The organism is Acinetobacter sp. YH01006 (assembly GCF_013420445.1).
GTDB classification, from domain to species: Bacteria; Pseudomonadota; Gammaproteobacteria; order Pseudomonadales; family Moraxellaceae; genus Acinetobacter; species Acinetobacter pseudolwoffii.
This window is the reverse complement of sequence record NZ_VOYB01000015.1, coordinates 39,043-63,156: the sequence shown is the minus strand read 5'-3', so window position 1 is coordinate 63,156 and position 24,114 is coordinate 39,043. Positions and strand designations below refer to the sequence as shown.

At 44.5% G+C, this 24,114-nt stretch carries 18 protein-coding genes and 5 tRNA genes; 7 read left to right on the top strand and 16 right to left on the bottom strand.

Annotated features, from left to right (window positions below):
- Nucleotides 1-885 precede the first annotated feature (885 nt).
- The 8 genes from FTT73_RS12330 to secA all read right to left on the bottom strand — a co-directional run bounded on the left by FTT73_RS12330 (nucleotide 886) and on the right by secA (nucleotide 7,244).
- Nucleotides 886-962, bottom strand: a tRNA-Pro gene (locus FTT73_RS12330).
- A 17-nt stretch (nucleotides 963-979) separates the two neighbouring features.
- Nucleotides 980-1,055, bottom strand: a tRNA-His gene (locus FTT73_RS12325).
- Between the two features lie 33 nt (nucleotides 1,056-1,088).
- Nucleotides 1,089-1,165: transfer RNA gene (locus FTT73_RS12320), tRNA-Arg, on the bottom strand.
- Between the two features lie 34 nt (nucleotides 1,166-1,199).
- Nucleotides 1,200-1,276, bottom strand: a tRNA-Pro gene (locus FTT73_RS12315).
- A 151-nt stretch (nucleotides 1,277-1,427) separates the two neighbouring features.
- Nucleotides 1,428-2,495 carry a quinolinate synthase NadA gene (gene nadA, locus FTT73_RS12310; RefSeq protein ID WP_180078670.1) on the bottom strand — a complete coding sequence of 356 codons (1,068 nt, stop codon included), beginning with the start codon at nucleotides 2,493-2,495 and terminating at the stop codon, nucleotides 1,428-1,430.
- Between the two features lie 152 nt (nucleotides 2,496-2,647).
- Nucleotides 2,648-3,868 (bottom strand): bifunctional glutamate N-acetyltransferase/amino-acid acetyltransferase ArgJ, encoded by a 1,221-nt coding sequence (argJ, locus tag FTT73_RS12305; protein WP_180191491.1) that lies wholly within the window; start codon nucleotides 3,866-3,868, stop codon nucleotides 2,648-2,650.
- A 158-nt stretch (nucleotides 3,869-4,026) separates the two neighbouring features.
- Nucleotides 4,027-4,380: a hypothetical protein gene (locus FTT73_RS12300; RefSeq protein ID WP_180191490.1), complete on the bottom strand. Its 354-nt coding sequence runs from the start codon at nucleotides 4,378-4,380 to the stop codon at nucleotides 4,027-4,029.
- 137 nt (nucleotides 4,381-4,517) lie between these two features.
- A complete protein-coding gene (gene secA / locus FTT73_RS12295) occupies nucleotides 4,518-7,244 on the bottom strand; it encodes a preprotein translocase subunit SecA (protein ID WP_180191489.1) in 2,727 nt (908 codons plus the stop codon).
- A 332-nt stretch (nucleotides 7,245-7,576) separates the two neighbouring features.
- Between secA and FTT73_RS12290 the strand changes: the two genes are divergently transcribed.
- Nucleotides 7,577-8,212: a peroxiredoxin gene (locus FTT73_RS12290; RefSeq protein ID WP_005098056.1), complete on the top strand. Its 636-nt coding sequence runs from the start codon at nucleotides 7,577-7,579 to the stop codon at nucleotides 8,210-8,212.
- Nucleotides 8,213-8,649: 437 nt separating this feature from the next.
- Here FTT73_RS12290 and FTT73_RS12285 read toward each other — a convergent pair whose 3' ends face one another.
- From FTT73_RS12285 to trpA, 4 genes are read right to left on the bottom strand one after another with little or no spacing between them, the layout of a single operon-like run.
- Nucleotides 8,650-9,699, bottom strand: a complete 1,050-nt coding sequence (locus FTT73_RS12285; protein WP_373683527.1) for an SPOR domain-containing protein — start codon at nucleotides 9,697-9,699, stop codon at nucleotides 8,650-8,652.
- Nucleotides 9,690-10,973 carry a bifunctional tetrahydrofolate synthase/dihydrofolate synthase gene (folC, locus tag FTT73_RS12280; RefSeq protein ID WP_180191488.1) on the bottom strand — a complete coding sequence of 428 codons (1,284 nt, stop codon included), beginning with the start codon at nucleotides 10,971-10,973 and terminating at the stop codon, nucleotides 9,690-9,692. Before folC ends, FTT73_RS12285 begins: the two co-directional genes overlap by 10 nt.
- Nucleotides 10,970-11,866 carry an acetyl-CoA carboxylase, carboxyltransferase subunit beta gene (gene accD, locus FTT73_RS12275; protein ID WP_034608357.1) on the bottom strand — a complete coding sequence of 299 codons (897 nt, stop codon included), beginning with the start codon at nucleotides 11,864-11,866 and terminating at the stop codon, nucleotides 10,970-10,972. The genes folC and accD overlap by 4 nt, the downstream gene beginning before the upstream one ends.
- Before the next feature lies 1 nt (nucleotide 11,867).
- Nucleotides 11,868-12,668, bottom strand: coding sequence for a tryptophan synthase subunit alpha (gene trpA / locus FTT73_RS12270; RefSeq protein ID WP_005098062.1), 801 nt, complete (start codon nucleotides 12,666-12,668; stop codon nucleotides 11,868-11,870).
- 365 nt (nucleotides 12,669-13,033) lie between these two features.
- On the opposite strand from trpA, the gene FTT73_RS12265 reads away from it, so the two are divergent.
- Complete coding sequence (locus FTT73_RS12265; RefSeq protein ID WP_005098063.1) at nucleotides 13,034-14,368, top strand: Na+/H+ antiporter NhaC family protein; 1,335 nt, start codon at nucleotides 13,034-13,036, stop codon at nucleotides 14,366-14,368.
- A gap of 48 nt (nucleotides 14,369-14,416) precedes the next feature.
- Here FTT73_RS12265 and FTT73_RS12260 read toward each other — a convergent pair whose 3' ends face one another.
- Nucleotides 14,417-15,454, bottom strand: a complete 1,038-nt coding sequence (locus FTT73_RS12260) for an AraC family transcriptional regulator (RefSeq protein ID WP_005098065.1) — start codon at nucleotides 15,452-15,454, stop codon at nucleotides 14,417-14,419.
- A gap of 141 nt (nucleotides 15,455-15,595) precedes the next feature.
- On the opposite strand from FTT73_RS12260, the gene FTT73_RS12255 reads away from it, so the two are divergent.
- Entirely contained in the window at nucleotides 15,596-16,480 is an 885-nt protein-coding gene (locus FTT73_RS12255) for a metal-dependent hydrolase (protein ID WP_005168590.1), read from the top strand.
- A gap of 57 nt (nucleotides 16,481-16,537) precedes the next feature.
- Here FTT73_RS12255 and FTT73_RS12250 read toward each other — a convergent pair whose 3' ends face one another.
- Complete coding sequence (locus FTT73_RS12250; RefSeq protein ID WP_100329830.1) at nucleotides 16,538-17,530, bottom strand: DUF2804 domain-containing protein; 993 nt, start codon at nucleotides 17,528-17,530, stop codon at nucleotides 16,538-16,540.
- 136 nt (nucleotides 17,531-17,666) lie between these two features.
- Nucleotides 17,667-18,176, bottom strand: coding sequence for a DUF1543 domain-containing protein (locus FTT73_RS12245; protein WP_005098068.1), 510 nt, complete (start codon nucleotides 18,174-18,176; stop codon nucleotides 17,667-17,669).
- Between the two features lie 485 nt (nucleotides 18,177-18,661).
- Between FTT73_RS12245 and FTT73_RS12240 the strand changes: the two genes are divergently transcribed.
- Nucleotides 18,662-20,893, top strand: a complete 2,232-nt coding sequence (locus FTT73_RS12240; protein ID WP_100357986.1) for an NADP-dependent isocitrate dehydrogenase — start codon at nucleotides 18,662-18,664, stop codon at nucleotides 20,891-20,893.
- 257 nt (nucleotides 20,894-21,150) lie between these two features.
- Here the strand turns inward: FTT73_RS12240 and FTT73_RS12235 are convergent.
- A tRNA-Leu gene (locus tag FTT73_RS12235) sits at nucleotides 21,151-21,237 on the bottom strand.
- A gap of 167 nt (nucleotides 21,238-21,404) precedes the next feature.
- Between FTT73_RS12235 and queA the strand changes: the two genes are divergently transcribed.
- The 3 genes from queA to FTT73_RS12220 are packed head-to-tail and all read left to right on the top strand — an operon-like array spanning nucleotide 21,405 to nucleotide 24,110.
- A complete protein-coding gene (queA, locus tag FTT73_RS12230) occupies nucleotides 21,405-22,439 on the top strand; it encodes a tRNA preQ1(34) S-adenosylmethionine ribosyltransferase-isomerase QueA (RefSeq protein WP_180078683.1) in 1,035 nt (344 codons plus the stop codon).
- Nucleotides 22,440-22,454: 15 nt separating this feature from the next.
- Nucleotides 22,455-23,483 carry a hypothetical protein gene (locus FTT73_RS12225; protein ID WP_005168601.1) on the top strand — a complete coding sequence of 343 codons (1,029 nt, stop codon included), beginning with the start codon at nucleotides 22,455-22,457 and terminating at the stop codon, nucleotides 23,481-23,483.
- A gap of 57 nt (nucleotides 23,484-23,540) precedes the next feature.
- On the top strand, nucleotides 23,541-24,110 hold the full coding sequence (locus tag FTT73_RS12220) for a LemA family protein (protein WP_180191487.1): 570 nt from the start codon (nucleotides 23,541-23,543) through the stop codon (nucleotides 24,108-24,110).
- The last annotated feature ends 4 nt before the right edge of the window (nucleotides 24,111-24,114 follow it).

Sequence of the window (24,114 nt, the reverse complement as noted above, 5' to 3'; positions counted from 1 at the left end):
CAATCTTGGCTCATCAATTTTCTGACAAATATTTCTCAAATAAACTTCGAGTCATTTCTACCATCAATCAATGAAAATAATTTCGATCGATCAACCAGTAAAAATCCACACAAGTTGTTCTTCATAAGCTCTTAATGATCTTCTTGTTGGTTCGTCACCAGCAAGCTAGGTCGGCTATATTACACTGAATTTCTAGAGTGTCAATCCGTAATTCAAATTAATTTAAACTTAACCAACAAAACCCAATCTTAACACTTCGTGCTAAGTTACTGTTTTATCAGAAGTTTTAATCTTCATCACTGCCGATGGATGTGCATTCTACAGCATTTCACACCCAACACAACCCCTATTTCTAAATAATTCAGCAAAAAACCAACGACTGTTTATTTATTCTACAAAAAGTGCAGGTTTTTCTATTTTTCACTCAAAATTTATTCAATTATTGATGTTTTAAAGTAGTTTATTTACTTATCAATGGGTATTTCTAGTTAATTTAATTGCTATATCTATCTAAAAATTTTTTATTGTCTTTATTTAAGATCAAACACAACAGATGAGTTAATAAAATAGATTTACTATGGAATCCCTTACCCATTTTAAAAATATAATCCTCATCCATCCATTAAAATTCCATTCAACAAGATAATCACTCTATAGATAAACTCTGGTTAAATTGTTGAATGATTAAAATTAAGAGTGAAGCAATGCGAGAAGAAAGCAATCTTCAATGCACAGTTTTATTAGATGAAAAATAATTTAATAGGAATTCGAGCATTCATCATGATAGCCACCGATAACAATTGTATATTTTTTATTCACATTGAATTTCAGGCATAAAAAAACCGCTTAACGCGGTATCTTTTATCTCGACCATCTTGAAGGAGATGGTCGGAGCAGTAGGATTCGAACCTACGACCCCCTGGTCCCAAACCAGGTGCACTACCAGGCTGTGCTATGCTCCGATTTCAACTTTAAAAGTTGGGGTGAATGACGGGATTCGAACCCGCGACAACTGGAATCACAATCCAGGGCTCTACCAACTGAGCTACATCCACCATCATTTTGATTCTTAACATCAAGCGACCAAATGGCGCGCCTGACAGGATTCGAACCTGTGACCATCCGCTTAGAAGGCGGATGCTCTATCCAACTGAGCTACAAGCGCGTTACTGATGCAAACATCATTTGCCTTGAAGAATTGGTCGGAGCAGTAGGATTCGAACCTACGACCCCCTGGTCCCAAACCAGGTGCACTACCAGGCTGTGCTATGCTCCGATTCATCTCAGCTTTCGTATCGAACATCGTTCGGTACGGTGTGCATTCTAGGCGTGACGCCCGGAGACGTCAACACCTATCTTAAAAAAAAACCTAAAAAACGCGCCAAGCGTTTATTTATCAAGCGCTTCAGACATTTTTTATACAAATTTTAACGTTTTAGTCCGGCACTAAAATTCAACATGCGATCTAGAGGCAGTTTTGCGCGTTCAGCCAGTACAGGATCGACATGTACTTCCTGATCCTTATGCTGTAATACATGCAAAATACCATCCAGCTCATTCATTGCCATCCACGGACAATGCGCACAAGAACGACAGGTTGCCCCTTCCCCCGCAGTTGGTGCCTCAATCAGGACTTTATCGGGAACTGCTTGCTGCATTTTATAGAAGATACCACGATCCGTAGCCACAATTAAACGCTGATGTGGCAAAGTCTGTGCGGCTTTAATCAGTTGCGAGGTACTGCCTACTGCATCGGCAATCTCGACTACAGACATGGGGGATTCCGGATGTACCAACACCGCAGCATCGGGATAGAGTGCTTTCATATTGACAATACCGCGTGAACGGAATTCTTCATGCACGATACAGGCACCATCCCAGAGCAACATTTCTGCACCGGTTTTGCTTTGGATATATCGGCCCAAGTGCTGATCCGGCGCCCAGATAATTTTTTCACCGAGACTATCCAGATGTTCAATAATTTCCACTGCACAGCTAGAAGTCACCACCCAATCGGCACGTGCTTTCACCGCTGCGGAAGTATTGGCATACACCACCACGGTATGATCGGGGTGCGCATCGCAGAAAGCTGTAAATTCATCAACCGGACAACCAAGATCCAGTGAACAGGTCGCTTCCAGGGTTGGCATCAGCACGGTTTTATCTGGAGATAAAATTTTTGAGGTTTCACCCATAAATTTCACTCCTGCCACTACCAACGTAGAGGCTGAATGATCGCGACCAAAACGTGCCATTTCCAGAGAATCCGAAACACAACCACCGGTCAACTCAGCCAGTTCTTGTACTTCAGGATCGCAATAATAATGCGCCACCAAAACGGCATCCTGTTTTTCCAGTTCAGCCTTGATTTGTGCAAATTTGTCTAATTTTTCCTGCTGGCTCATTTGATGTTCTTGAGGAACGCCTAAACGATCTAAATGCGCCTGCACAATCGACTTTGCTTCATTGGCTATTAATTTGGTCGCACTATTCATAACAACTCTTACTCTACCCTAATTATCCGTTATGACACGGACATTTACCCTACACCCTAATCACAATTGGCAAAATGCCATTTTTGACCAGTCATTAAAAATCATAAGATATAAAAAAAGCCCCACAACGGAGGCTTTAGAAACGATCTGAATTATGAACGATAATCTGCATTAATCTTGACGTAATCATAAGACAGGTCACAGGTATAGACCGTGTCTTTCGCTGTACCACGTCCAAGATCAACACGAATCGTCATTTCAGCTTGGGCCATCACACCTGCACCAGCTGCTTCAGTATAGTCTGCCGCCGCACCACCATCTTTACAGATTTGTACATCATCTAACCAAACCTGAATTTTTGCAACGTCTAAATTCGGCACACCAGCATAACCAATCGCTGCCAGAATACGCCCCCAGTTTGGATCAGAAGCAAAAATCGCAGTTTTAACCAATGGCGAATGTGCAATGCTATAAGCCACATCACAGCATTCCTGAATATTAGCACCACCTTCTACCGCAACTGTAATAAATTTGGTGGCACCTTCACCATCACGCACAATCAGTTGCGCCAAGCGTTTCATGGTACGCATTAACACATCAAGCACGACTGCATAACGTGGATCTTCAGTCGAAGTAATTTCAGCCCCCCCGCCTTGACCTGTGGCAATCAAGATGCAGGAATCATTGGTTGAAGTATCACCATCGATAGTAATGCGGTTAAACGACACATTTACTGTTTCTGTTAATAACTGCTGAACCAGTTCACGGCTGATTGGAGCATCGGTTGCCACATAACCCAGCATAGTCGCCATATTTGGACGAATCATGCCGGCACCCTTGGAAATACCGGTCATGGTATAGGTGACACCATCCAGCTCGAACTGCTCTGAAGCGCCTTTCGGTGTAGTATCTGTGGTCATGATTCCCGTTGCAGCATCGACCCAGGCATCATCACGCAATGAGTCTAGCGCAGGTTGTAAACCGCTGAGCAAACGCTCGATTGGCAATTGCTCGCCAATGACACCCGTAGAGAATGGTAAAACTTCAGCAGCCTGTACCCCTGCCAGTTCAGCCAGCTTGGCACAGGTGGCTTCTGCATTTGCCATGCCTGTAGGGCCGGTTCCTGCATTGGCATTGCCGGTATTGATCACCAGGTAACGCGGATTCCCTACCTGTAAATGCGCTTTAGATACATGCACAGGGGCTGCACAGAAGGCATTTTGAGTAAATACCCCTGCAACATTGGAGCCTGCAGCCAGTTCAAATATCACCAGGTCACGTCGGTTCTGATAGCGCACATAGGCTTCAGCCGAACCAATTTTAACCCCTTTCACCACATGCATCTGTGGCATAGATACGTCACCAACTGCCATTTTAAAGTCCAATATTGAAGTTTCGGAAAAATACAGCTTAGTTGATCTGCAACAAAAAATCGAGCCAAAGCCTGAGTAAGCTTGAGATTTATGATGGATTTTCACAATAAAAAACCAGTCATCAAGACTGGTTTCTGCATTTTCAAAAATCGGGGATTTTAATTTTTCGCAAGTTGCCCTGCTTCATTTAATAAAGCCTGCTTCGCTTCCTGCTGACTCGCGGCAGAAAGTGCCGGATTAGATGCCACAATACGATCTGCATTGGCCGCATTGGCCGGTGCGATCGCAGCGGTCTGCAACACAATCGGGCGATTCTGATTGGCAAAGGTATAACGAATCCCGGTACGCGGGCTGGCCACGGTCACTTGTTCATCTGTACGTTGTACTTGAGCTGTAGTAGAACCCACTGCTTGCTGAACTTTATCAAGTGTCGTGGTGGCTGCAGTTTCTGCAAAACTTAAAGCAGGCATGGCCAAAGCGGCAATCATGAGCGTTTTTAATACTTTTTTCATTCAGGTTATTCCACTTTTCGGTGTTGAATGAGCCATTAAATACCATTTAATCCGCAGGACTGCAAATAGTATTCAGTTTCTGAAAAATCTTTATACATAAAAAATCAGAGCCATGTGGCTCTGATTTTCAATATCGCTTAGATTCTGCCATGACACTGTTTATATTTCAGGCCTGAACCACATGGACAAGGTGCATTACGGCTTGCCGGCGCTTCAAAGACTGGCGCTACCGGACTTGCCTCAGCATTTTGTTCAGTCGTATTTTCATGTTCATCTGCAAGTAAACCCTCGAACTCATCATGAGATAACTGCAATCGCATTGCCTCAGCCTGTGCCTGCTGCTGTGCTTCCATTTCAGCCAGCTCTTCAGGGGTCGGCACATGAATACGCGATAAATCTGTAACGACATCCGATTTGATGACACCCAGCATATTCACAAACAGGTTATAGGCTTCTTTTTTATATTCCTGCTCTGGATTTTTCTGTGCATAGCCACGTAAATGGATGCCCTGACGTAAGTAATCCATCGCTGCCAGATGTTCTTTCCAGTGGCGATCCAGAGAATTCAGCATAAAGTGACGTTCAAGCGATGCTGCAGATTCCGCACCCATTTGTTCACGACGCGAACGGTAACGATTCAGTACTTCATCGCTAATACGCACCACCAAGGCATCTTCATCGAGACGACGGTCCTGTTCCAGCCATTGTGCGATAGGAAGATCGAGTGACATGTCTTCACGCAAGGCCAATTCCAGACCTTCAATATCCCACTGGTCATGAATCGACTCAGGCGGAATATAATTAGCAATTACACCCTGCATCACTTCACGAATCATTTCTTCAATATAATCTTGCAGCGAATTTTCTGCCAGAATGTCATCACGCTGACTATAAATAATCTTACGCTGTTCGTTATTCACGTCATCGTATTTCAGCAAGTTCTTACGAATATCGAAGTTACGTGCTTCGACTTTACGCTGTGCATTCTCAATCGAGCGAGACACCATTTTGTGTTCAATCGCTTCATCTTCCTGCAAGCCCATGGCACGCATCATACCCACCACACGGTCACCGGCGAAAATACGCATCAGGTCATCTTCAAGCGACAGGTAGAAACGCGATACACCCGGATCACCCTGACGGCCTGCACGACCACGCAACTGGTTATCGATACGGCGTGATTCATGACGTTCAGAACCGATAATATGCAAGCCACCCGAATCCAGAACGGATTGATGATTAACATCCCATTCCGCTTTCAGACGCGCTTCGTCATCGCTTGTCGGATTTTCAATTTTGGCCAGCAGCGCTTTCCAGTTACCACCCAGCAGAATATCGGTACCACGCCCCGCCATGTTGGTGGCAATGGTTACGGCACGCGGCGCACCGGCTTGCGCAATAATATCCGCTTCACGTTCGTGCTGTTTGGCATTCAGTACTTCGTGGGTAATACCGGCAGCTTTCAGCTTATCGGATAGAATCTCAGATGCTTCGATGGTTGCCGTACCAATCAAGATTGGCGCAACACCGGCTTCATGCACACGCTGAATTTCTTGAATAATCGCGTTATATTTGCCTTCACGATTTAAATAGATTAAATCGTTCTGGTCATCACGGATCATTGGACGATGGGTCGGAATCAGCACCACATCCAGACCATAAATTTCTTTCATTTCCGCGGCTTCAGTATCAGCAGTACCGGTCATACCGGATAATTTTTTATACAGACGGAAATAGTTCTGGAAGGTTGTGGTTGCCAGGGTCTGGTTCTCTGGTTGAATTTCCAGACCTTCTTTGGCTTCTACTGCTTGATGCAAGCCTTCAGACCAACGACGGCCCGGCATGGTACGACCGGTATTTTCATCAACGATAATCACTTCACCATCATTGATGATGTATTGCACGTTACGTTGATATAAATAATGGGCACGAATTGCCGCAGTCACATGATGCAACAGATTCAGGTTTGAAGCCGAATACAGGCTCTCACCTTCAGCCAGCAAGCCCATTTCAATCAGTTCACTTTCAATGGTTTCAAAACCCACTTCAGTGATTTCAACTGAACGCTGTTTTTCATCAATCCAGAAGTGACCACCATCCGGCACTTTCTCTTCTTTTTGCGGCTGTAATTTTGGTGGAATATTATTAATGGCTGCATAAAGCTGCGAAGAGTCTTCACTTTGACCCGAAATAATCAGCGGAGTACGTGCTTCATCAATCAGGATCGAATCGACCTCATCAATAATCGCATAGGTTAAACCACGCTGCTTTTTCTCAGCCAGCGAGAACACCATATTGTCACGCAGGTAATCAAAGCCAAATTCGTTATTGGTACCGTAGGTAATATCGGCACGATAAGCTTCCGCTTTTTCCATCGGATTTTGCATGGAATAAATAATCCCGATGCTTAAACCCAAAAATTCAAATAATGGACGGTTGAGCTCGGCATCACGTTGTGCCAGGTAATCGTTCACGGTAATGACATGCACACCCTGACCGCTGATGGCATTCAGGTAACAGGCCAAGGTACCCATCAGGGTTTTACCCTCACCGGTACGCATCTCTGCAATTTTACCTTCGTGCAAGGTAATACCACCGATCAGCTGCACGTCATAATGACGCATGCCCATGACCCGCTTGGCGGCTTCACGACAGACTGCAAATGCTTCAGGCAATAATTTATCGAGGTTTTCACCCTTATTATATCGTTGTTTGAATTCTTCAGTTTTTGCAGATAAGTCTGCATCGCTAAGGGTAGATATCGTCGGCTCGAGCACATTAATCTTGTCTACGATTTTACGCATGCGTTTGAGTTCGCGCTCATTTTTGGTACCGAAGATTCCTCCGATCAGACTTGCCAACATGAATAGACTCTCTAAATCTTGCTTGTCAAATGAATATGTTCTTAGTCGTTATTATGGTGCTAGAAATTTGAACTACAAGGGTTTTGCTATAAAACCGCTGAAAAAATCTGATCCTGAGTTCTAGCCCCGAGATCTAAGGCAAAGTAATGTAGCAAACTTTAGCTGTGCAATATAGTCAATTAGACGACTGATTTGTTTGATTCTAGATAGATAAAACAAATCACTTATGCTATTTATTCATAAAGAAAGCTAAAAACACTATTTTTAATCATAAAAAAATTAGTTCATATTAAATCTCATCTCTACATTAAAAGACCAATTGAGGCAAAAAAATGAGTTTACGTCTAGGCGACACCGCACCGAATTTTGAACAGCAATCCAGTAAAGGCCTGATTAATTTTTATGATTTTCTGGGCGATAGCTGGGGCATTTTATTTTCACATCCGGCGGACTATACGCCGGTATGTACCACTGAACTTGGCTATACCGCAAAGCTGAAGGATGAATTTGAAAAACGTGGTGTCAAAGCCATTGCCTTATCGGTTGATGATGTTGAATCACATAAGGGCTGGATTAAAGACATCAATGAAACCCAGAATACCACAGTCAATTTCCCAATCATTGCCGATCAGGATCGTAAAGTGTCTGAACTATATGACTTTATTCACCCGAATGCCAGTGAAACGCTCACAGTTCGCTCTTTGGTGGTCATCGATCCAAACAAAAAAGTCCGTTTGATTATTACCTATCCGGCATCGACGGGTCGTAATTTCCATGAAATCTTGCGTGTGGTGGATTCATTGCAACTCACCGACAGCCATAAAGTCGCAACACCGGCCAATTGGCAGCATGGCGATGATGTGGTGATTGTGCCTTCCCTAAAAGATGAGACTGAAATTGCACAACGTTTTCCTAAAGGGTATACCGCGGTCACGCCTTACCTGCGCTTAACGCCACATCCTGAGTGAGGATCAGCAAGGCACTGCCTTGCCCGAACGCAAGACGAAAAGTACGCTTCGAGCAACAAATGAAAAGGACTCCTTTTTTAATTTGGCGCAAAACAAGCGAAGCGCGTAGTTATAAATAAAGCACTACCTTAATTTGGCGCAAGACAAGTGAAGCGCGTAGGACGGGATAAAACGAAGCACTGCTCTGTCCATAAAGAATATGTATAAGTACATTCATCACTCTTAACGTTGATATATCTATATAAAAAGCAGCAAGATTAAAACTGAATTTCTAACCCGAATGACGTGCCGAGTTCGAAGTTCATCACCAGCCTATCTTTAGATAGGCTTTTTTAATCCTGAGAGCTTTGTCACCTTTTTAATTTTTGCTCCCCAATAAAAATGGATTCAGGCATAACCTGAATCCATTTTAAACCAAAGTACAGTAATACGCCGTCTTAGTTACGCTTATCTAAAGGCACCCAGTCAATCACCCAGGCAGATTTCATATTCAGACTGTCATCTGCAGCGATTTTTTTACGCGAAGCATCAGCAGTTTCCCGATCCTTTGATGGACCGACCATGATACGAATCCCTTTAGAGGTTGGACTCTTGGTCACTTTATAACCCTTGGCACGCAGCTTTGCCGCAACCGCATCTGCATTGGCTTCATTGGCTGCCAGTGCAACCTGCACCATCCACTGCTTGTCACTTTCACCTTCCAGCAATTTACGTGCCTGCTCAGCTTCTGCTTTCTTTTTGGCGTCTTCTGCTGCCTTTTTCTTGGCTTCTTCAGCCTTACGTTTGTCTTCGGCTTTACGTTTTTCTTCGGCGGCTTTACGTTCAGCTTCTTTCTTCTCGGCTGCCTTACGCTCTTCCTCAGCCTTACGTTTTGCCTCAGCCGTCTTACGTTCTGCTTCGGCTTTTTGCTGTTGCTCCAATTTACGTTTTTCTTCAGCCGCTTTGCTTTCAGCGGCTTTACGCTCCGCTTCTTTCTTGGCCGCTTCAGTTGAACTGTTGGCTTTTTGCTGCTCAAGCTTCTGCAGGGCTAGCTTTTTGTCTTGTGCAGCCTTTTCTTCAGCCAAGCGTTTCTGTTTGGCCTGTTCGTCTTCGACCAGTTCTGGTGGAATATTATCCGAGCTTTGCTGTCCCATACGATGCGCATTAAGTGCAGCATATTCTTCAGCCGCTTTACGCGCCGCATCTGCTTCTGCCTGCTGCTGCATCGCTAAAAATTCAGCCGCACGAGCCTCCTGCTCTGCCACAGATTTTTCCCGATCACGGCGTTGCTGTTCAAGTAAACGCTTTTCTGTTTCCACATCGACCGTCAAGGAACCCAGCGAATGATTCACTGCATCCTTCGTTTCCACTTCCGCAACCTGTGCCGGTTTCTGCTGACGGTCCTGCTTGATTTCATCTTGACCTTTCAGGAGTAATGCTGCCAATAAAACACCACCACCGAGTAAAACAACACCGCCCATCCAGCGCTGTTTGTTATTCATTGACATTCTTCCAAATACTCCCATACCGCTTCTAAGGTATGAAATGATCCACATACCAAAATCAGCTGATTATTATCTGTTTGATCCAGTGCTGATTTAAAAGCTAATTTCACATTGTCAAATTGTTCTACCGCCTCACCGCCTAGAGCTTCAGCCAAAACTGTGAGCTCTGCCGCACGTGGGACGGATAATGGTGCAATTTTCCACAATTGAACCGTGTCTTTCAATAACTTGGTGACAGAATTTATATCTTTATCTGCCAACATTGAAAACACACAAACGATATTTTTATAGTTTTGATTGTAATTTAAATAGTTTCGCAACTGTTTCAGCAGAAACTCGACCCCATGCGGATTATGTCCGGCATCAAAAATCACGGTTTTATTCTGGATTTGACAGACTTCAAAACGTCCCGGCAACTTTGCAGTCTGAATACCTTGAGCCATCACATCCTGACTAACCGTTAAACCGCTCAGCAAAATTGCAGCCACCGCCGTGGAAATATTATCCAGCGCCAACGATCCTGTAGAAAGTTTTAAGGTCGTACCCGAAGAGGCAAAGACCCAGCTTTGCCCATCTGCACATGCTTCATAGAAATAATCACGATTCACCGCATATAGGGGCGCGTTGCATTGCTGAGTTTTAGCTAAAATGGCTTGTGGAATCTGTTGCTGTCCACCAAACACCACCGGAATATTCGGCCGGATAATTCCGGCTTTTTCAAAGGCAATTTTCTCGATGCTATCACCGAGCCAATCGGTATGATCCAGACCAATATTGGTAATCACTGCTACATCCGGATTAACCACATTGACCACATCCAGACGACCGCCCAGACCGACTTCCAGCACCCAGACATCACATAACTGATCTTTAAAAATCACAAAAGCGGCCAAAGTGGTCGCTTCAAAGAAAGACAGGCTCAAATCACATTCGCGACGAGCCTGATCCACCTGAACAAAAGCATCCACCAACAACTGATCTTCAACTTCAATGCCGCGCAGTTTTACCCGCTCATTGAAACGGTACACGTGTGGAGATTGATACAGTCCGACCTTGAAGCCTTGTGCATTCAAAATCGCAGCCAGTGTGGTGGTGGTTGAACCCTTACCATTGGTTCCAGCCACCGTCAGCACTTTGGCCGCCGGACGTGTCACACCGAGCTTTTCAGCCACCGGAATAACCCGTTCCAGACCTAAATCAATACCCGTAACGTGAACATGGCTCCAATAATCGAGCCATGTACTTAAAGAATCTGTTGCTAGCGGTGCTGTGTTCAATGCAGGTTCATCAATTTCGTAACAATACGGTAAACTGTATCACGTAATGCGTGACGGTGAACAATCTGATCGATTACCCCATGATCAAGCAAATATTCCGCGCGCTGGAACGGTTCTTCCAGTTTTTCACGGACAGTTTGTTCGATCACTCGTTTACCGGCAAAGCCAATCATCGCCTTCGGTTCAGCCAGATGTACATCACCCAGCATCGCCAATGATGCAGTGACACCACCGTATACCGGATGCGTCAATACCACCACATAAGGCAGGCCTGCTTCTTTTAAACGCTGGATAGCAGCCGAAGTACGTGCCATTTGCATCAAGGACAACATGCCTTCCTGCATACGTGCACCGCCTGAAGCAGCAAAGCAGATCAAGGGCTGACGGGCTTCAATCGCACGCTCTGCCGCCTGAACAAAACGGTCACCGACCACTGTCCCCATAGAGCCGCCCATGAAATCGAATTCAAATGCACAGGCAATCATTGGGACATCTTTTAGCAGGCCTTGAATCACGACCAACGCTTCGGTTTCGCCGGTTTTCTTTTGCGCTTCTGCCATACGCTCTGGATAAGCTTTGCTATCGACAAACTTTAACGGATCTTTAGCCTTAAACTCCTGACCCAGTTCAGTCTGTACCTGGTCAAAGAACCAGTTCAGGCGATCACGGGCTTTCATGCGTAAATGCTCATCACACTGCGGACAAACATAGGCATTGAATGACATCGCGGTACGGGTCACCAAAGCATGACATTCAGGACACTCGACCGTAGGCTCGGTAAATGTCGCTTTGTAGATCGTTTGCTCATCAGGTACATGAATGCCTGGAACAATGCGTTCCGTCCATGGGGTCGATGGGCTCAGAATTTTGCCTGATTTCACGGGTTGACTCATACTATAACTCATCGAGCGCTGCTCGAAGCTCCTTGACTTTATTCACCGTCGCAATAACGGCTTGTTCTGGTGCAAGCGTTGCAAACTGCTTTACAAACGCACTTCCCACAATAACTGCATCGGCAGCAACACCCATCGCTTTCGCAGATGCAGCATCGCTGATACCGAAACCTACGCCTACAGGAACATCAGTCACAGCTTTAATCTTTTGAATGCGGGCAGCGGCTTCAGAGACATCTAAAGTTGCTGCACCGGTCACGCCTTTCAAGGATACATAGTAGATAAAGCCAGTGGCCTGTTTCGCTACGTGTTGAATACGTGCATCGGTTGAAGTGGGTGCCAGCAGGAAAATCTGATCCATGTCATATTTTTCCAGTACTTCACCCAGACTTTGTGCTTCCTCTGGCGGTAAGTCCACCAGCAGCACGCCATCTACTCCACATTCGTAAGCATAAGCCACAAACTTTTCATAGCCAATCACTTCGACCGGATTCAGATAACCCATCAGCACCACAGGTGTTTCGCGATCTTTCAAGCGAAATTCTTTCACCATGTGCAGTGCGTCCAAAGTATTGGTTCCGCCTGCCAGCGCACGTTCAGCCGCTAAAGCAATTACGGGACCATCTGCCATCGGGTCGGAGAAAGGAAGACCCAGCTCAATCACATCGACACCCGCCTCTACCATTGCATGGAGCAAAGGTACAGTGACCTCTGGATGCGGATCACCAGCCATCACATAAGAAACTAAAGCTTTACGCTGTTGAGATTTAAGTTGTTCAAATCGTGTGGCTAAACGTGACATAGGGCTGAGCTTTCCTTAACGTGTTTCAAACTTGAGGCATTGACTATGTAAAAATACAAGACGTCGCATTGTAACGCTATTTTTTGTCCAATGAACAGTCTGCGATACCGACCTCGAGTATTTCATTTCCTGTACGAAGATTTCAAAACAATTCGGAAGGGTCTATTTACGATTATTTTGATTTTTTTCACAATGATCAAAGATGCCTAATTTTGCTATTAGCCAAAATCCTGAATATTTAGATAAACTTATTTTTATCATGCAAAAATTAATAAAAATGCAGATGTTAGCGCATTCATTTAAAGTTTTCTGAAATTGCAAAACCTGCTTTATACTAGTCCTATTCTCTTACTTTTTTATCTCCTATGCAGACTGATTCTGAGGCTACAGTGCAGGCACGCGCCATTGCACTGCTGCCGCTTATTGTATTTTTAACCCTATTTTTGGGTAGCGGGATCTATCATTCCCTGATTGGAACCGAATTTGCGTTCTATCAGGTGAAAGCGCCTGTTGCTGCCCTGCCTGCGATTATTTTGGCTGCATTGGTGTATCGCGGCAAACTCAATCAGGGCATTGAAGCCTTTCTAAAAGGGGCCAGTCATCCGAACTTAATTTTGATGTTTATGGTGTTTATGCTGGCCGGTGCCTTTGCCAGTGTCAGCAGTGCGATTGGCAGTGTGGATGCCACGGTACAACTGGGCCTGTCGATTATTCCGCCTGAATTTATCTTGCCGATGCTGTTTATCATCTCGGCATTTATTGCCACGGCGATGGGCACCTCCATGGGCACCATTGCAGCTTGTGCCCCGATTGCCTTTGGTTTTACCCAGGTCACCGATATTAATGTGATCTACGCCATTGGTGCAGTCGTAGGCGGTGCCATGTTCGGTGACAACCTTTCCATGATTTCAGATACCACCATTGCAGCCACCACCAGCCAGCGGGTGCAATTACGTGACAAGTTTAAAGTCAATGTCTGGATTGCTGTACCGGCCTCTATCAGCACCATTGTGATTTATATTTTAAGTACAGGCAGCTCCAGCCCCGTAGAATATAAAGATTTTAACTGGTTACTGGTCTTACCTTATATTGCGGTCTTTGTTTTGGCTTTTAGTCGCCTGCATGTCCTCGCAGTACTGACCATTGGTGTTTTGCTTTCGGGTCTGTTCGGTCTGTTTGCGACGCCTGAATTTAACCTGCTCAAGCTGAATACTTCGATTTATGACGGCTTTGTCGGCATGTTTGAAGTGGCATTACTGTCCATGTTTCTGGGGGGTCTGTCAGCGATCATGCAACGTGAAGGTGGTTTACGCTGGCTAATCGAGCGCATTTATAGCCTGACCCGTCTGTTTAAAGTTGGGCAGCAAAGGGCCGGCGAAATCGGGATCAGCTTTCTGGTGGTATTTTCAAATATCTTTGTGGCCAATAATACCGTCGCAATTATTCTGTCGGGTGATATGGCACGTGAAGTCGCCAAAGAATACGGCGTGGATCCCAAGCGTTCTGCAGCACTGATGGATATTTTCTCCTGCGTGGTACAAGGTCTGATTCCTTATGGTGCACAGTTGCTCCTCGCCTGCTCGATTGCAAAAATCTCACCGGTTGAACTGATTGGCGGCTTGTACTATTGCTGGATTCTGGCCATCTTCGCAATTGCTGCGATTGCGTTGAGATTCCCCAACCTTAAAGCAACCGCTTAATCTCTGTATCATCCTCACATCAAAAAGCGATCTGATTGGGTCGCTTTTTTATTGCTGTGCATGCTTTAACTGTTTCTTGCGCTGGAACAAAGTCTGTCCGGTGGCTGCTTTATAGGCGCGGGCCAAGGCCGACTGGTCGGAATAATCCAGCGCTTCAGCAATCTCGCTCAGACTAAGCCCCTGCTGTAACAAAATCTCACAGCGTTTGATGCGCTGCTGTTGCAGCAGTTTTTTAAATGAAGTTTGATATATGCTGAATAAGCGTTGCAAGCTTCGGGTCGACATCCACAACTGCTGGGCAAGCTGCTCAATTTTGATCGCCTGTTGCCTGGTTCGCAACTGTTCGGCAATGATTTGCTGTGCTTGCTGCAAGGTATTTTCAACAGGTACTTTTGCTGCAATCGCCTGTTCCGCCTGAAGAGTCAGCAACTGCAATAATATGGGGTCAGCATGCTCAGACCCATGAGCTAACCCCTGTACATCCAGTTCCAGAGCATAATAATCTTGAGAAAACTGAACCTCACAGGCAAAGAATTTTTGATAATGCATTTGTGCCATTTCAGCTGCATGAGCCAGTCGTACACAACGCAATAAAAGTGGCTGCTCTTGCAAAATAACCCGTCCCAGTTGCACCATTGCTGCCATGGTGAGCTCATTTAACAAATTATATTTTTCATCTAAATAGCCCCAATAGAGTTCCATACTGTGTTCATGCTGCTTCAACTGTAAAGGCACGAATTCACTGCCATCAATCACCAGCCGCTGAAAGCGCATGCTATAGCCGATCATTTCCGCGACACTACTGCTACGTGAAACCATATAACCCAGTACACCAAAATGCTCAGGACGAATGACCTGCACGATTTCAAAAATCAGCTGCGGACAGTTCAGATGTTGCCGAGTAGTTAAAATAATATGATTCAACAATTCCAAAGGTACTTGTGTATCAAAAGGCTGATCGATGAGGGTCACAAGCGAGTCATGCACATCTTGCAGAAAGTCGGCAGTTAAGGGTTCAATCCCCACATCACGCAAATAAGTCGCCCAGAGCTGAAGATAACCATTGGATATTTTTATGTCTTGCATGTGCGATTCTCGCTGGCAGCTCTAATCTGACCAGTTTTATTTTCATTTGGCATAAAATGTATAAAAATTGGCAAGCTCTGTCAAAACAATGGCGAGATTCGCCGACATACTGTCAGCATCGTCACAAAAAAGAATTACAAGATGAACGCCATATTAAAATCCGCCCTACAGCCTGTGGTTCGCACCCAACTTGATTTTAAACTGGATGAAATTCCACGTTACTGGTTCGGCGGCGATCCCTTTATGACACGCATGTTCGATGCCCTGAGCCTGACCTTTCCAGACGGCGAGCGCTATTTTATTCAGAGTGTCCGCCTGTTCCGCGATCAGATCCAGGACCCGGAGCTGCAACAACGTGTCGCGGATTTTATCCGCCAGGAAGCCCAGCACGGCATCGCGCATGACAAAATGAATCAGTTGATGCGCGAGCAAGGCATGCCTGTAGACCAATTTATTGAACGTTTAAATAAAATTTTCAATTATGATCTGAAGCACCGCTCACCCCAGTTTAATATTGCCATTACCGCTGCGGCAGAGCATTTAACGGCGCTTATGGCAGAAACTTTTTATGGACAAAAACAGACCCTGAAAGATGCCCATCCTTTTGTACGGGCATTATTGGCCTGGCATGCCATTGAGGAAATGGAACACCGCGATGTAGCTTTTGATGTGATGAAAAATGTGGCTAAAACCCCAGAATTTACCCGTCGAGCCACCTTAGTCAGCACGACCATTTTAATGTTTAGTTTTACCGTCTACCGTGCCAATGTCATGCTGAAACATGATGGCTTTAGCCTCTTGCAACGCTTGCAGATGAATATCAAGAGCTTACCCTGGTTTTTTGGCCCAAAAGGCACATTGACCCGAATGGGCAAACAGTATCGAGACTGGTTTAAAAAAGACTTTCATCCGAGTCAGCACCCAGTGATTGCCCAATACGATGTCTGGATCAACACCCTAAATGAAACCGGCGATCCGATTCAAGCCGGTGAAGCCTTCTGGCAGGCCGCGAAAGACTACACGTGAGCATCGCTTAAATCAAAAAACCCTCATTAACTTGAAGGCTTTTTGATTTAAGATGATTTACCATTTGGCATAATGCTGCTCAAGCAAGGCATATTCATTCAGTAAAATAATTTCCTGATCATCCTGCTGAATGGTGCCACAGACTTTGGCCTGCCACTGGCTAAACTGGCTGCCGACCAGACGCAAATTCAGATTTTCATAACGTCGCCAACCGGTTGTCACCGTTAGATTCAGCTTTTCATCTAGTGATTGAATCGTCCATTGAGTTTCAGTTTCCTGCTGAAAGAGCACATCAGCCAATGGATAAATTTTTCCGTTGATCCACAAACAGTTTTCATTACCAAAGCTTTCGTTAACACCGGATGCTAAATTAATTCCAATCCGCTGATTGGTCGCATCCCAAAAGTTACACGACAACCAAAACCAGGCAGTTTCTGGACGTAAAAAGCCACAGGTGTCATCCAGCAAGGCAAAAGTTCGTTCGTTAAATTGAATCTTTTGTTTTTGTTTATTTAAAAAATAGCCTTCGCAACCTAAGGTCGTGAGCTTTTGCGTATAAGTCCAACCGTTGATACCAGTTGGGCTACACATACTTAAAGGATCGGTTCCTGCACAAAAGATTCGTGCACTGAGCTGAATTTCGCCGTATTTACTGACATTGATATAGCGCACACCGTTGGCATGCTGAATATCGACCTGAAAAGGCGATTTATGAAAATAACTGTGATTGAATAATGGTTGTTCATCCAGCACAGTATGGCGAGACAGGAAATTAATCGCATTCCATTCCAGAACGTCATTGGTCATATGGTTGTAGACATAGACAAAACTGTGCCCTGCCCATGCAATATCGGCAATCGCCAGCCCAATGGTATAATGTTCGTGCTGAATACTACAAAATTTGAATTTCTTATATTTTAGATGCTTACGCCAGCCTGACAGCACCTGACCATAAGGGTTCTTGTATTGATATGCCTGATAGTCAATACTTTTTGGAAGTTCCTTGAAACGTCCATAGTGCGGTTGTCCATTTGCCTGAATTAAATCCATTTAAGATGTTCCATCTCAGTCAAAAGCTGTTTTTCCTTTCCGGTATTATGCAGATTATTGAACTTTGATAAAGATTTTTTTTAAGTCACTCGTCGAATCCTGACCCTCAGCCACGCTATAGCCCTATGCTTCAGTTTTAAATCGTAAGATAGGTATTTTCCCAGCGATTCGCACTAAAATGTCCCTCCACCAGCTGTACATATCGGCCATACACCTGATCAATCGCAATGCAATCATCGACATCCAGCACCCGGTCAGTATGCTGTTTTTGCCAGTGCTTGGCGAAATAAGCTTTACCGCGCTGTTTTGCCACCATGGCATTCTGTGCCACCACCAGCACATAACGGTGCAGCTCACCAAATTCACGTGCATCATAACCACCTAAATTAATCAGCCAAAGCTTTTCGGCAGCCTGATTCGGGGCAGCATCGCTAAATTGAACGTGATAATTTTTGCCCTCGAACTCCAGTCCATTAATTTGCGCCCAAGCATCAATATGCAGCCCTTTTTGCTCGGCAAACCAGGCATTTTTCAGTTGAGGATAGGTTTCTTCCAGAGTTTCGCCTACTGCCAGTACCACATCATGAACTTCTGTATTGGCACGGGCATGACGGCCACCAAGCATCACAATAAATAAACTGGGCATTCGATTTCCTTATTTCGCTGCAATTTTAAGAATGATTTGATCAATGCTTAGAAGTATATCGCAAAGTAATTCCATGATATTGAGGTGATGATTCGTCAAGACAAATTTCCTCAATTGACCCTAAGAAATTGTCCCGAAATAGTATCTGCTTACTCAACATTTATTTGTATTTCGAGATCATCACGATCCCGCCCAATGCTCAAAAACTCATCTTCAGTGAATACAATCTGGTAGCATAAAATTTCCTTCCAGCACCACAATGATTTCTAAGCGCCGAAAATTATTTTTTGTACAAAATACAAACACAGCTAAACCATACAAATCTGTACAAATTTTCGCCCAAATTTCAATCTAAAAGCATATTTCGTTGACTGAAATGCGCTGAAAGACGATACTCTCAATGTTTTTATTTAAGCAAATCGGTTCAATGAGGCTGGACCAAAAGTTCGGTCCTCAGAAACTCAATCCAACGCAAGGGGCTATATATGGCTGGTGGAAAGTCAACTATCATTTACACACTGACCGACGAGGCGCCATTACTGGCGACTTATTCTCTGCTGCCGATCATTGAGACCTTTACTAAGCCAGCTGGCGTTGAGATCGTCAAAAGTGACATCTCTGTAGCTGTGCGCGTGCTCTCTGAATTTACAGATTACCTAAGCGAAGAGCAAAAGGTGCCTGACACTCTAGCTGAGCTAGGTCGTCTTACACAAGATCCAGACACGAACATTATCAAACTCCCAAATATCAGTGCTTCTGTTGGCCAGCTAACAGCGTGTATCAAGGAACTCCAGTCTAAAGGCTATGCCCTTCCTGACTATCCTGAAAACCCGGCCACTGAAGAAGAAAAAGCAATCAAGGCACGTTATAGCAAATGTCTTGGTTCAGCAGTAAACCCGGTACTACGTGAAGGTAACTCAGACCGTCGTGCACCTGCTGCCGTTAAAAACTATGTGAAAAAACACCCGCACTCTATGAGCGAGTGGAAACAGTGGTCTCAAACTCACGTTTCACACATGGACGAAGGCGACTTCTACCATGGCGAAAAGTCGATGACTTTAGACCGTGCACGTAATGTGAAAATGGAATTGATCACCAAGTCTGGTGAAACCATCGTTCTTAAGCCAAAAGTTGCACTTCAAGATGGCGAAATCATCGATTCAATGTTCATGAGCAAAAAAGCGCTTTGCGATTTCTATGAAAAAGAATTAGATGATTGTAAAGAAGCCGGCATCTTGTTCTCACTTCACGTCAAAGCAACCATGATGAAAGTTTCACACCCGATCGTATTCGGTCACTGTGTGAGAATTTACTACAAAGACGCATTTGAAAAACACGGCAAGTTATTTGATGAGCTGGGCGTGAACGTAAACAACGGTATGGCTGGTCTTTATGAAAAGATCGAAACTCTACCAACCTCTGTACGTGAAGAAATCATTGCAGATCTACATGCTTGCCAAGAACATCGTCCAGCGCTTGCGATGGTTGATTCTGCCAAAGGCATCACGAACTTCCATTCACCAAACGACGTGATTGTAGATGCTTCTATGCCTGCAATGATCCGTGGTGGCGGTAAAATGTGGGGCGCTGATGGCAAACCTTATGACTGTAAAGCCGTTATGCCTGAATCAACATTCGCACGTATTTACCAGGAAATGATCAACTTCTGTAAGTGGAATGGCAATTTTGATCCACGTACAATGGGTACCGTACCGAACGTTGGTTTGATGGCGCAAAAAGCGGAAGAATACGGTTCACACGACAAAACTTTCGAGATCTCTGAAGCAGGTATTGCCAACATCGTTGATCTTGAAACTGGCGAAGTGTTGATGTCACAAAACGTGGAAGAAGGCGATATCTGGCGTATGTGTCAGGTGAAAGACGCACCGATCCGCGACTGGGTGAAACTTGCAGTAACGCGTGCACGTAACTCTGGCATGCCGGCAATCTTCTGGCTTGACCCGTACCGTCCACACGAAAATGAACTGATCAAGAAAGTTGAAAAATACCTGAAAGATCACGACACTACCGGTCTTGATATCCAGATCATGTCACAAGTACGTGCAATGCGTTATACGCTTGAACGTGTTGCGCGCGGTCTAGATACCATTTCTGTAACAGGTAACATCTTACGTGACTACCTGACTGACTTGTTCCCGATCATGGAATTGGGTACATCTGCGAAAATGTTGTCAATCGTGCCGTTAATGGCGGGTGGCGGCATGTATGAAACAGGTGCAGGCGGTTCTGCGCCTAAACACGTACAGCAGTTAGTTGAAGAAAACCACTTACGCTGGGATTCACTCGGTGAATTCATGGCGCTTGCAGTTTCTCTAGAAGAAATGGGTATTAAAGAAGGCAATGACAACATCAAGTTACTTGCTAAAACTTTAGACCGTGCAACTGGCAAATTGCTAGATAACGACAAGTCACCTTCTCGTCGTACTGGCGAACTCGACAACCGTGGTAGCCATTTCTACCTGGCGAAGTTCTGGGCTGAAGAACTTGCTGCTCAAGACGAAAATGCTGAATTGAAAGCGAAATTTGCACCACTTGCAAAAACTTTAGCTGAAAATGAAGAGAAAATCGTTACTGAGCTTGCTGAAGTTCAAGGTAAATCAGTAGACATCGGTGGTTACTACGCTGTTGATCAAGAGAAAGTAAATGCAGTGATGCGTCCAAGTGCTACTTTGAATGCAGCACTTGCTACGATCTAAGCTTTTGCAAAACTGACTTGATCAGTAATGTAAAATAAAAAAACCGGCGTCTAGGCGCCGGTTTTTTATGTCTGATTGATGTATCAAAGTTATTCAATTAATCTATTTTTCGCTATAGATATAAATCATCATCTTACTGACAAAACCACTCAAATTCAGTCAAAAACCATTTTAAGAAATGATGAAAATAAATACTTTTAAATATACAGACAATAAAAAACCCCAAGACTGAATGTGCTTGGGGTTTTCTAGAATTTTGGTCCCGAGGGTCGGACTCGAACCGACACGTCATCTCTGACAGCGGATTTTGAGTCCGCCGCGTCTACCAATTTCACCACCTCGGGAGTGGATGAAAGGTATAATACGCGATTTCTCGGCACTGTCAACGCAGAATATTTACATTTGTTTATTTTTAAAACAAATGGCATTTTTTCGTTTTAAAATCGAGCAATTCCCGCCATAAAAAAGAAAAAAGTTTATACTAGCCGCAGTTTTTTTAGCGTAAATCATCATGCAACTTTCTGATTTTAATTTTGATCTCCCCGATGAGCTGATTGCTCGCTATCCTCTGGAAACACGCAGTGCCTCTCGCCTGCTGCACCTCGACGCACACGGTCAATATCACGACCATCAATTTACCGACATTCTGGACTTGCTTGAAGACGGCGACTTACTGGTATTGAACGACACCAAAGTCATGAAAGCACGTCTAAAAGGCAAACGTGCCTCAGGCGGTGCCATAGAAGTACTGGTTGAACGCATGATGGATCAGTTCATTGCACATTGTCATATCAAGGCCAGCAACTCACCGAAAGCCGGTGCAGAACTGTTTATTGGCCCAGATGCAGTAAAAGTGACCGTGCAAGGTCGTCATGAAAACCTGTTTATTGTGGAATTTTCACAGCCGATTTTAGAAGTCTTAGACAAATATGGCGCCCTCCCTATTCCGCCCTATTTCAACCGTGAAGCAGAAGAAATTGATACCGAACGTTATCAAACTGTGTTTAATGATCCAACCAAGCTGGCCAGTGTCGCAGCACCTACGGCTTCTCTGCATTTCGATAAAGACTTATTGAAAAAGTTAGCAGCCAAAGGAATTCAAACCACCTTTGTCACACTACATGTGGGCGCAGGTACATTCTTACCAGTACGCACTACCGATATTGAAAATCACATCATGCACAGCGAATGGTGCCAGGTGTCCGATGAGTCGATGGAACTCATCAAAACAACTAAAGCGCGTGGCAATAAAGTGATTGCTGTCGGTACAACGGCTACCCGTGCCACAGAAAGTGCGGCGCAGGCCAATGGCGGTGAACTAAAAGGCTGGACCGGTGATACCCAGATTTTCATTTATCCAGGTTATCAGTTCAAAGTGGTCGATCGTCTGATTACCAATTTCCATTTACCGGAATCGACCCTGTTAATGCTGGTTTCTGCCCTGTCCAATCGTGACAACATTCTGAATGCCTACAAGCATGCAGTAGACAGCCAATATCGTTTCTTCAGTTATGGCGATGCCATGCTGATTGATCAGGCACAATAGCGAGAATAGCTGCCCATGCCGATCGAGTCTGTACAACAGTCCATTCATATTCGCCGCAAGAAAAATGCAGTGGTGTTTCAGAATATCGCCCGGCTGTGGGATTTGGGCCGTCAAGCCAAGAGTCATCAAGACCTGCTGGACGGATTGCATCCCTGGAATGGCCCGATAACGCTAAAATTTGAAAATAATCTGCCATTGGCGCTGGCTGGTATTGGTTTGTTGCTCATCGTCAGCATTTTTATTGCACCGGAAAATATCTGGATTCAAAGTGGCGTTTTTCTGGGCGGTCTGCTGCTGTTCTGGGCCTATCTTTGCTATGAGCAACAACAACCATTAGATGAAGTTATTGGCTTTCTGGAAGATGCAGCACTGGCCAAAAAATATCAGCTTGCCTTTCAGCAACAGCCACAGCATATTTCAATTCCTTTAAATCCCCTGCATTTTATTGGACATTTAAAACGTTTATTCCCCTTATTCAATCAAGGTTCTTTGAGTAATGAGATTACACGTTATGCCAGCACGGTATGGGAAGATGAAAACGGCCAGCAACATCAGGTGCTGCTGTTTCAATATCACTATATTGATGAAGTACAGGTTCGCAACAAGCAAGGGCAGCCGGTTAAATTAATGCAGGTTCACAAAGACCTGTGGGGCGTGTTTGTCTTTGATATCCAGATTCAGGGACTGGCGGTCACGACTTCTCGACGTAAATTTTATTATCCTTATAGCCATCCCTGGCATAGTAGCGATATTCGTACCAATCAACGCTTAAGCTTTTATGGCAGTGATCCGATGCAAACCGCCAAATTACTCAGTCCGGGTTTTGTACTGCGTCTGGCCGATTTTTTTGCACAGCGTCAGGGGGATTTACTGTTTCATCCGGAAAATCGGATGCTCTGCTATCTGGGGCCTCATGATTTATTTCAGGTGTCGAGCAAGCATCGTCATATCAATGATATTTCGACATTGCGCGGCCATCTCAGAACGTTTAAATTAAGACAACTCGAACAGTTACAACATGATCTTGTGCAGTTTTTAAAATAACTGCTTTTTTTTAAATCAATATTTTCAGAATATAAATATGAATTGGGGATATCTCGCATGGGATTTTTGGTTTTATGTTTGATCATTATTGCGCTGATTGTGCTGATCATTATGATCCGCAACAGTATTGTCCGTCATCACAACGCGACGATTCGCGCCTGGTCGGATGTTGCCAGTTATGAACGGCAGAAACTGAAAATTCTGGATGGACTGCAGCCGCTGGTCGAGCAATATTCTTCTTTTGAAAAAGGCACACTGGAAAAAGTCATCGAACTGCGTCAGAACATCATGAATTTAAATATCAACGATGCCGACATTTCTCAGTTACAGCGCATTGAAAGCCTGAACAAACAACTCATGCATAGCCTCAATGTAGTGGTTGAAAACTATCCCGAGCTAAAAGCCAATGACATTTATCTGAAAATGATGGCTGAAATTGAAGAACAGAATGAAAATGTCGGTGCGGCAATTACCATTTATAATCGCAATGTGGAACTGTTTAATAACCAGATCCAGATTTTCCCACACAATGTGATTAATAATATGCTGTTAGGAAAAAAAGCAGTTCGCCCTTTTCGCGATCAGAGCGCAACCCAGAGTTTTGACTATCGTCCAAATTTTCACTGAGCAA

Bases quoted from the DNA above. Each gene is read 5' to 3' on its own strand.
- nadA (WP_180078670.1), bottom strand. From the start codon at position 2,495: ATGAATAGTGCGACCAAATTAATAGCCAATGAAGCAAAGTCGATTGTG.
- argJ (WP_180191491.1), bottom strand. From the start codon at position 3,868: ATGGCAGTTGGTGACGTATCTATGCCACAGATGCATGTGGTGAAAGGG.
- FTT73_RS12300 (WP_180191490.1), bottom strand. From the start codon at position 4,380: ATGAAAAAAGTATTAAAAACGCTCATGATTGCCGCTTTGGCCATGCCT.
- secA (WP_180191489.1), bottom strand. From the start codon at position 7,244: ATGTTGGCAAGTCTGATCGGAGGAATCTTCGGTACCAAAAATGAGCGC.
- FTT73_RS12290 (WP_005098056.1), top strand. From the start codon at position 7,577: ATGAGTTTACGTCTAGGCGACACCGCACCGAATTTTGAACAGCAATCC.
- FTT73_RS12285 (WP_373683527.1), bottom strand. From the start codon at position 9,699: ATGTCAATGAATAACAAACAGCGCTGGATGGGCGGTGTTGTTTTACTC.
- accD (WP_034608357.1), bottom strand. From the start codon at position 11,866: ATGAGTCAACCCGTGAAATCAGGCAAAATTCTGAGCCCATCGACCCCA.
- trpA (WP_005098062.1), bottom strand. From the start codon at position 12,668: ATGTCACGTTTAGCCACACGATTTGAACAACTTAAATCTCAACAGCGT.
- FTT73_RS12265 (WP_005098063.1), top strand. From the start codon at position 13,034: ATGCAGACTGATTCTGAGGCTACAGTGCAGGCACGCGCCATTGCACTG.
- FTT73_RS12260 (WP_005098065.1), bottom strand. From the start codon at position 15,454: ATGCAAGACATAAAAATATCCAATGGTTATCTTCAGCTCTGGGCGACT.
- FTT73_RS12255 (WP_005168590.1), top strand. From the start codon at position 15,596: ATGAACGCCATATTAAAATCCGCCCTACAGCCTGTGGTTCGCACCCAA.
- FTT73_RS12250 (WP_100329830.1), bottom strand. From the start codon at position 17,530: ATGGATTTAATTCAGGCAAATGGACAACCGCACTATGGACGTTTCAAG.
- FTT73_RS12245 (WP_005098068.1), bottom strand. From the start codon at position 18,176: ATGCCCAGTTTATTTATTGTGATGCTTGGTGGCCGTCATGCCCGTGCC.
- FTT73_RS12240 (WP_100357986.1), top strand. From the start codon at position 18,662: ATGGCTGGTGGAAAGTCAACTATCATTTACACACTGACCGACGAGGCG.
- queA (WP_180078683.1), top strand. From the start codon at position 21,405: ATGCAACTTTCTGATTTTAATTTTGATCTCCCCGATGAGCTGATTGCT.
- FTT73_RS12225 (WP_005168601.1), top strand. From the start codon at position 22,455: ATGCCGATCGAGTCTGTACAACAGTCCATTCATATTCGCCGCAAGAAA.
- FTT73_RS12220 (WP_180191487.1), top strand. From the start codon at position 23,541: ATGGGATTTTTGGTTTTATGTTTGATCATTATTGCGCTGATTGTGCTG.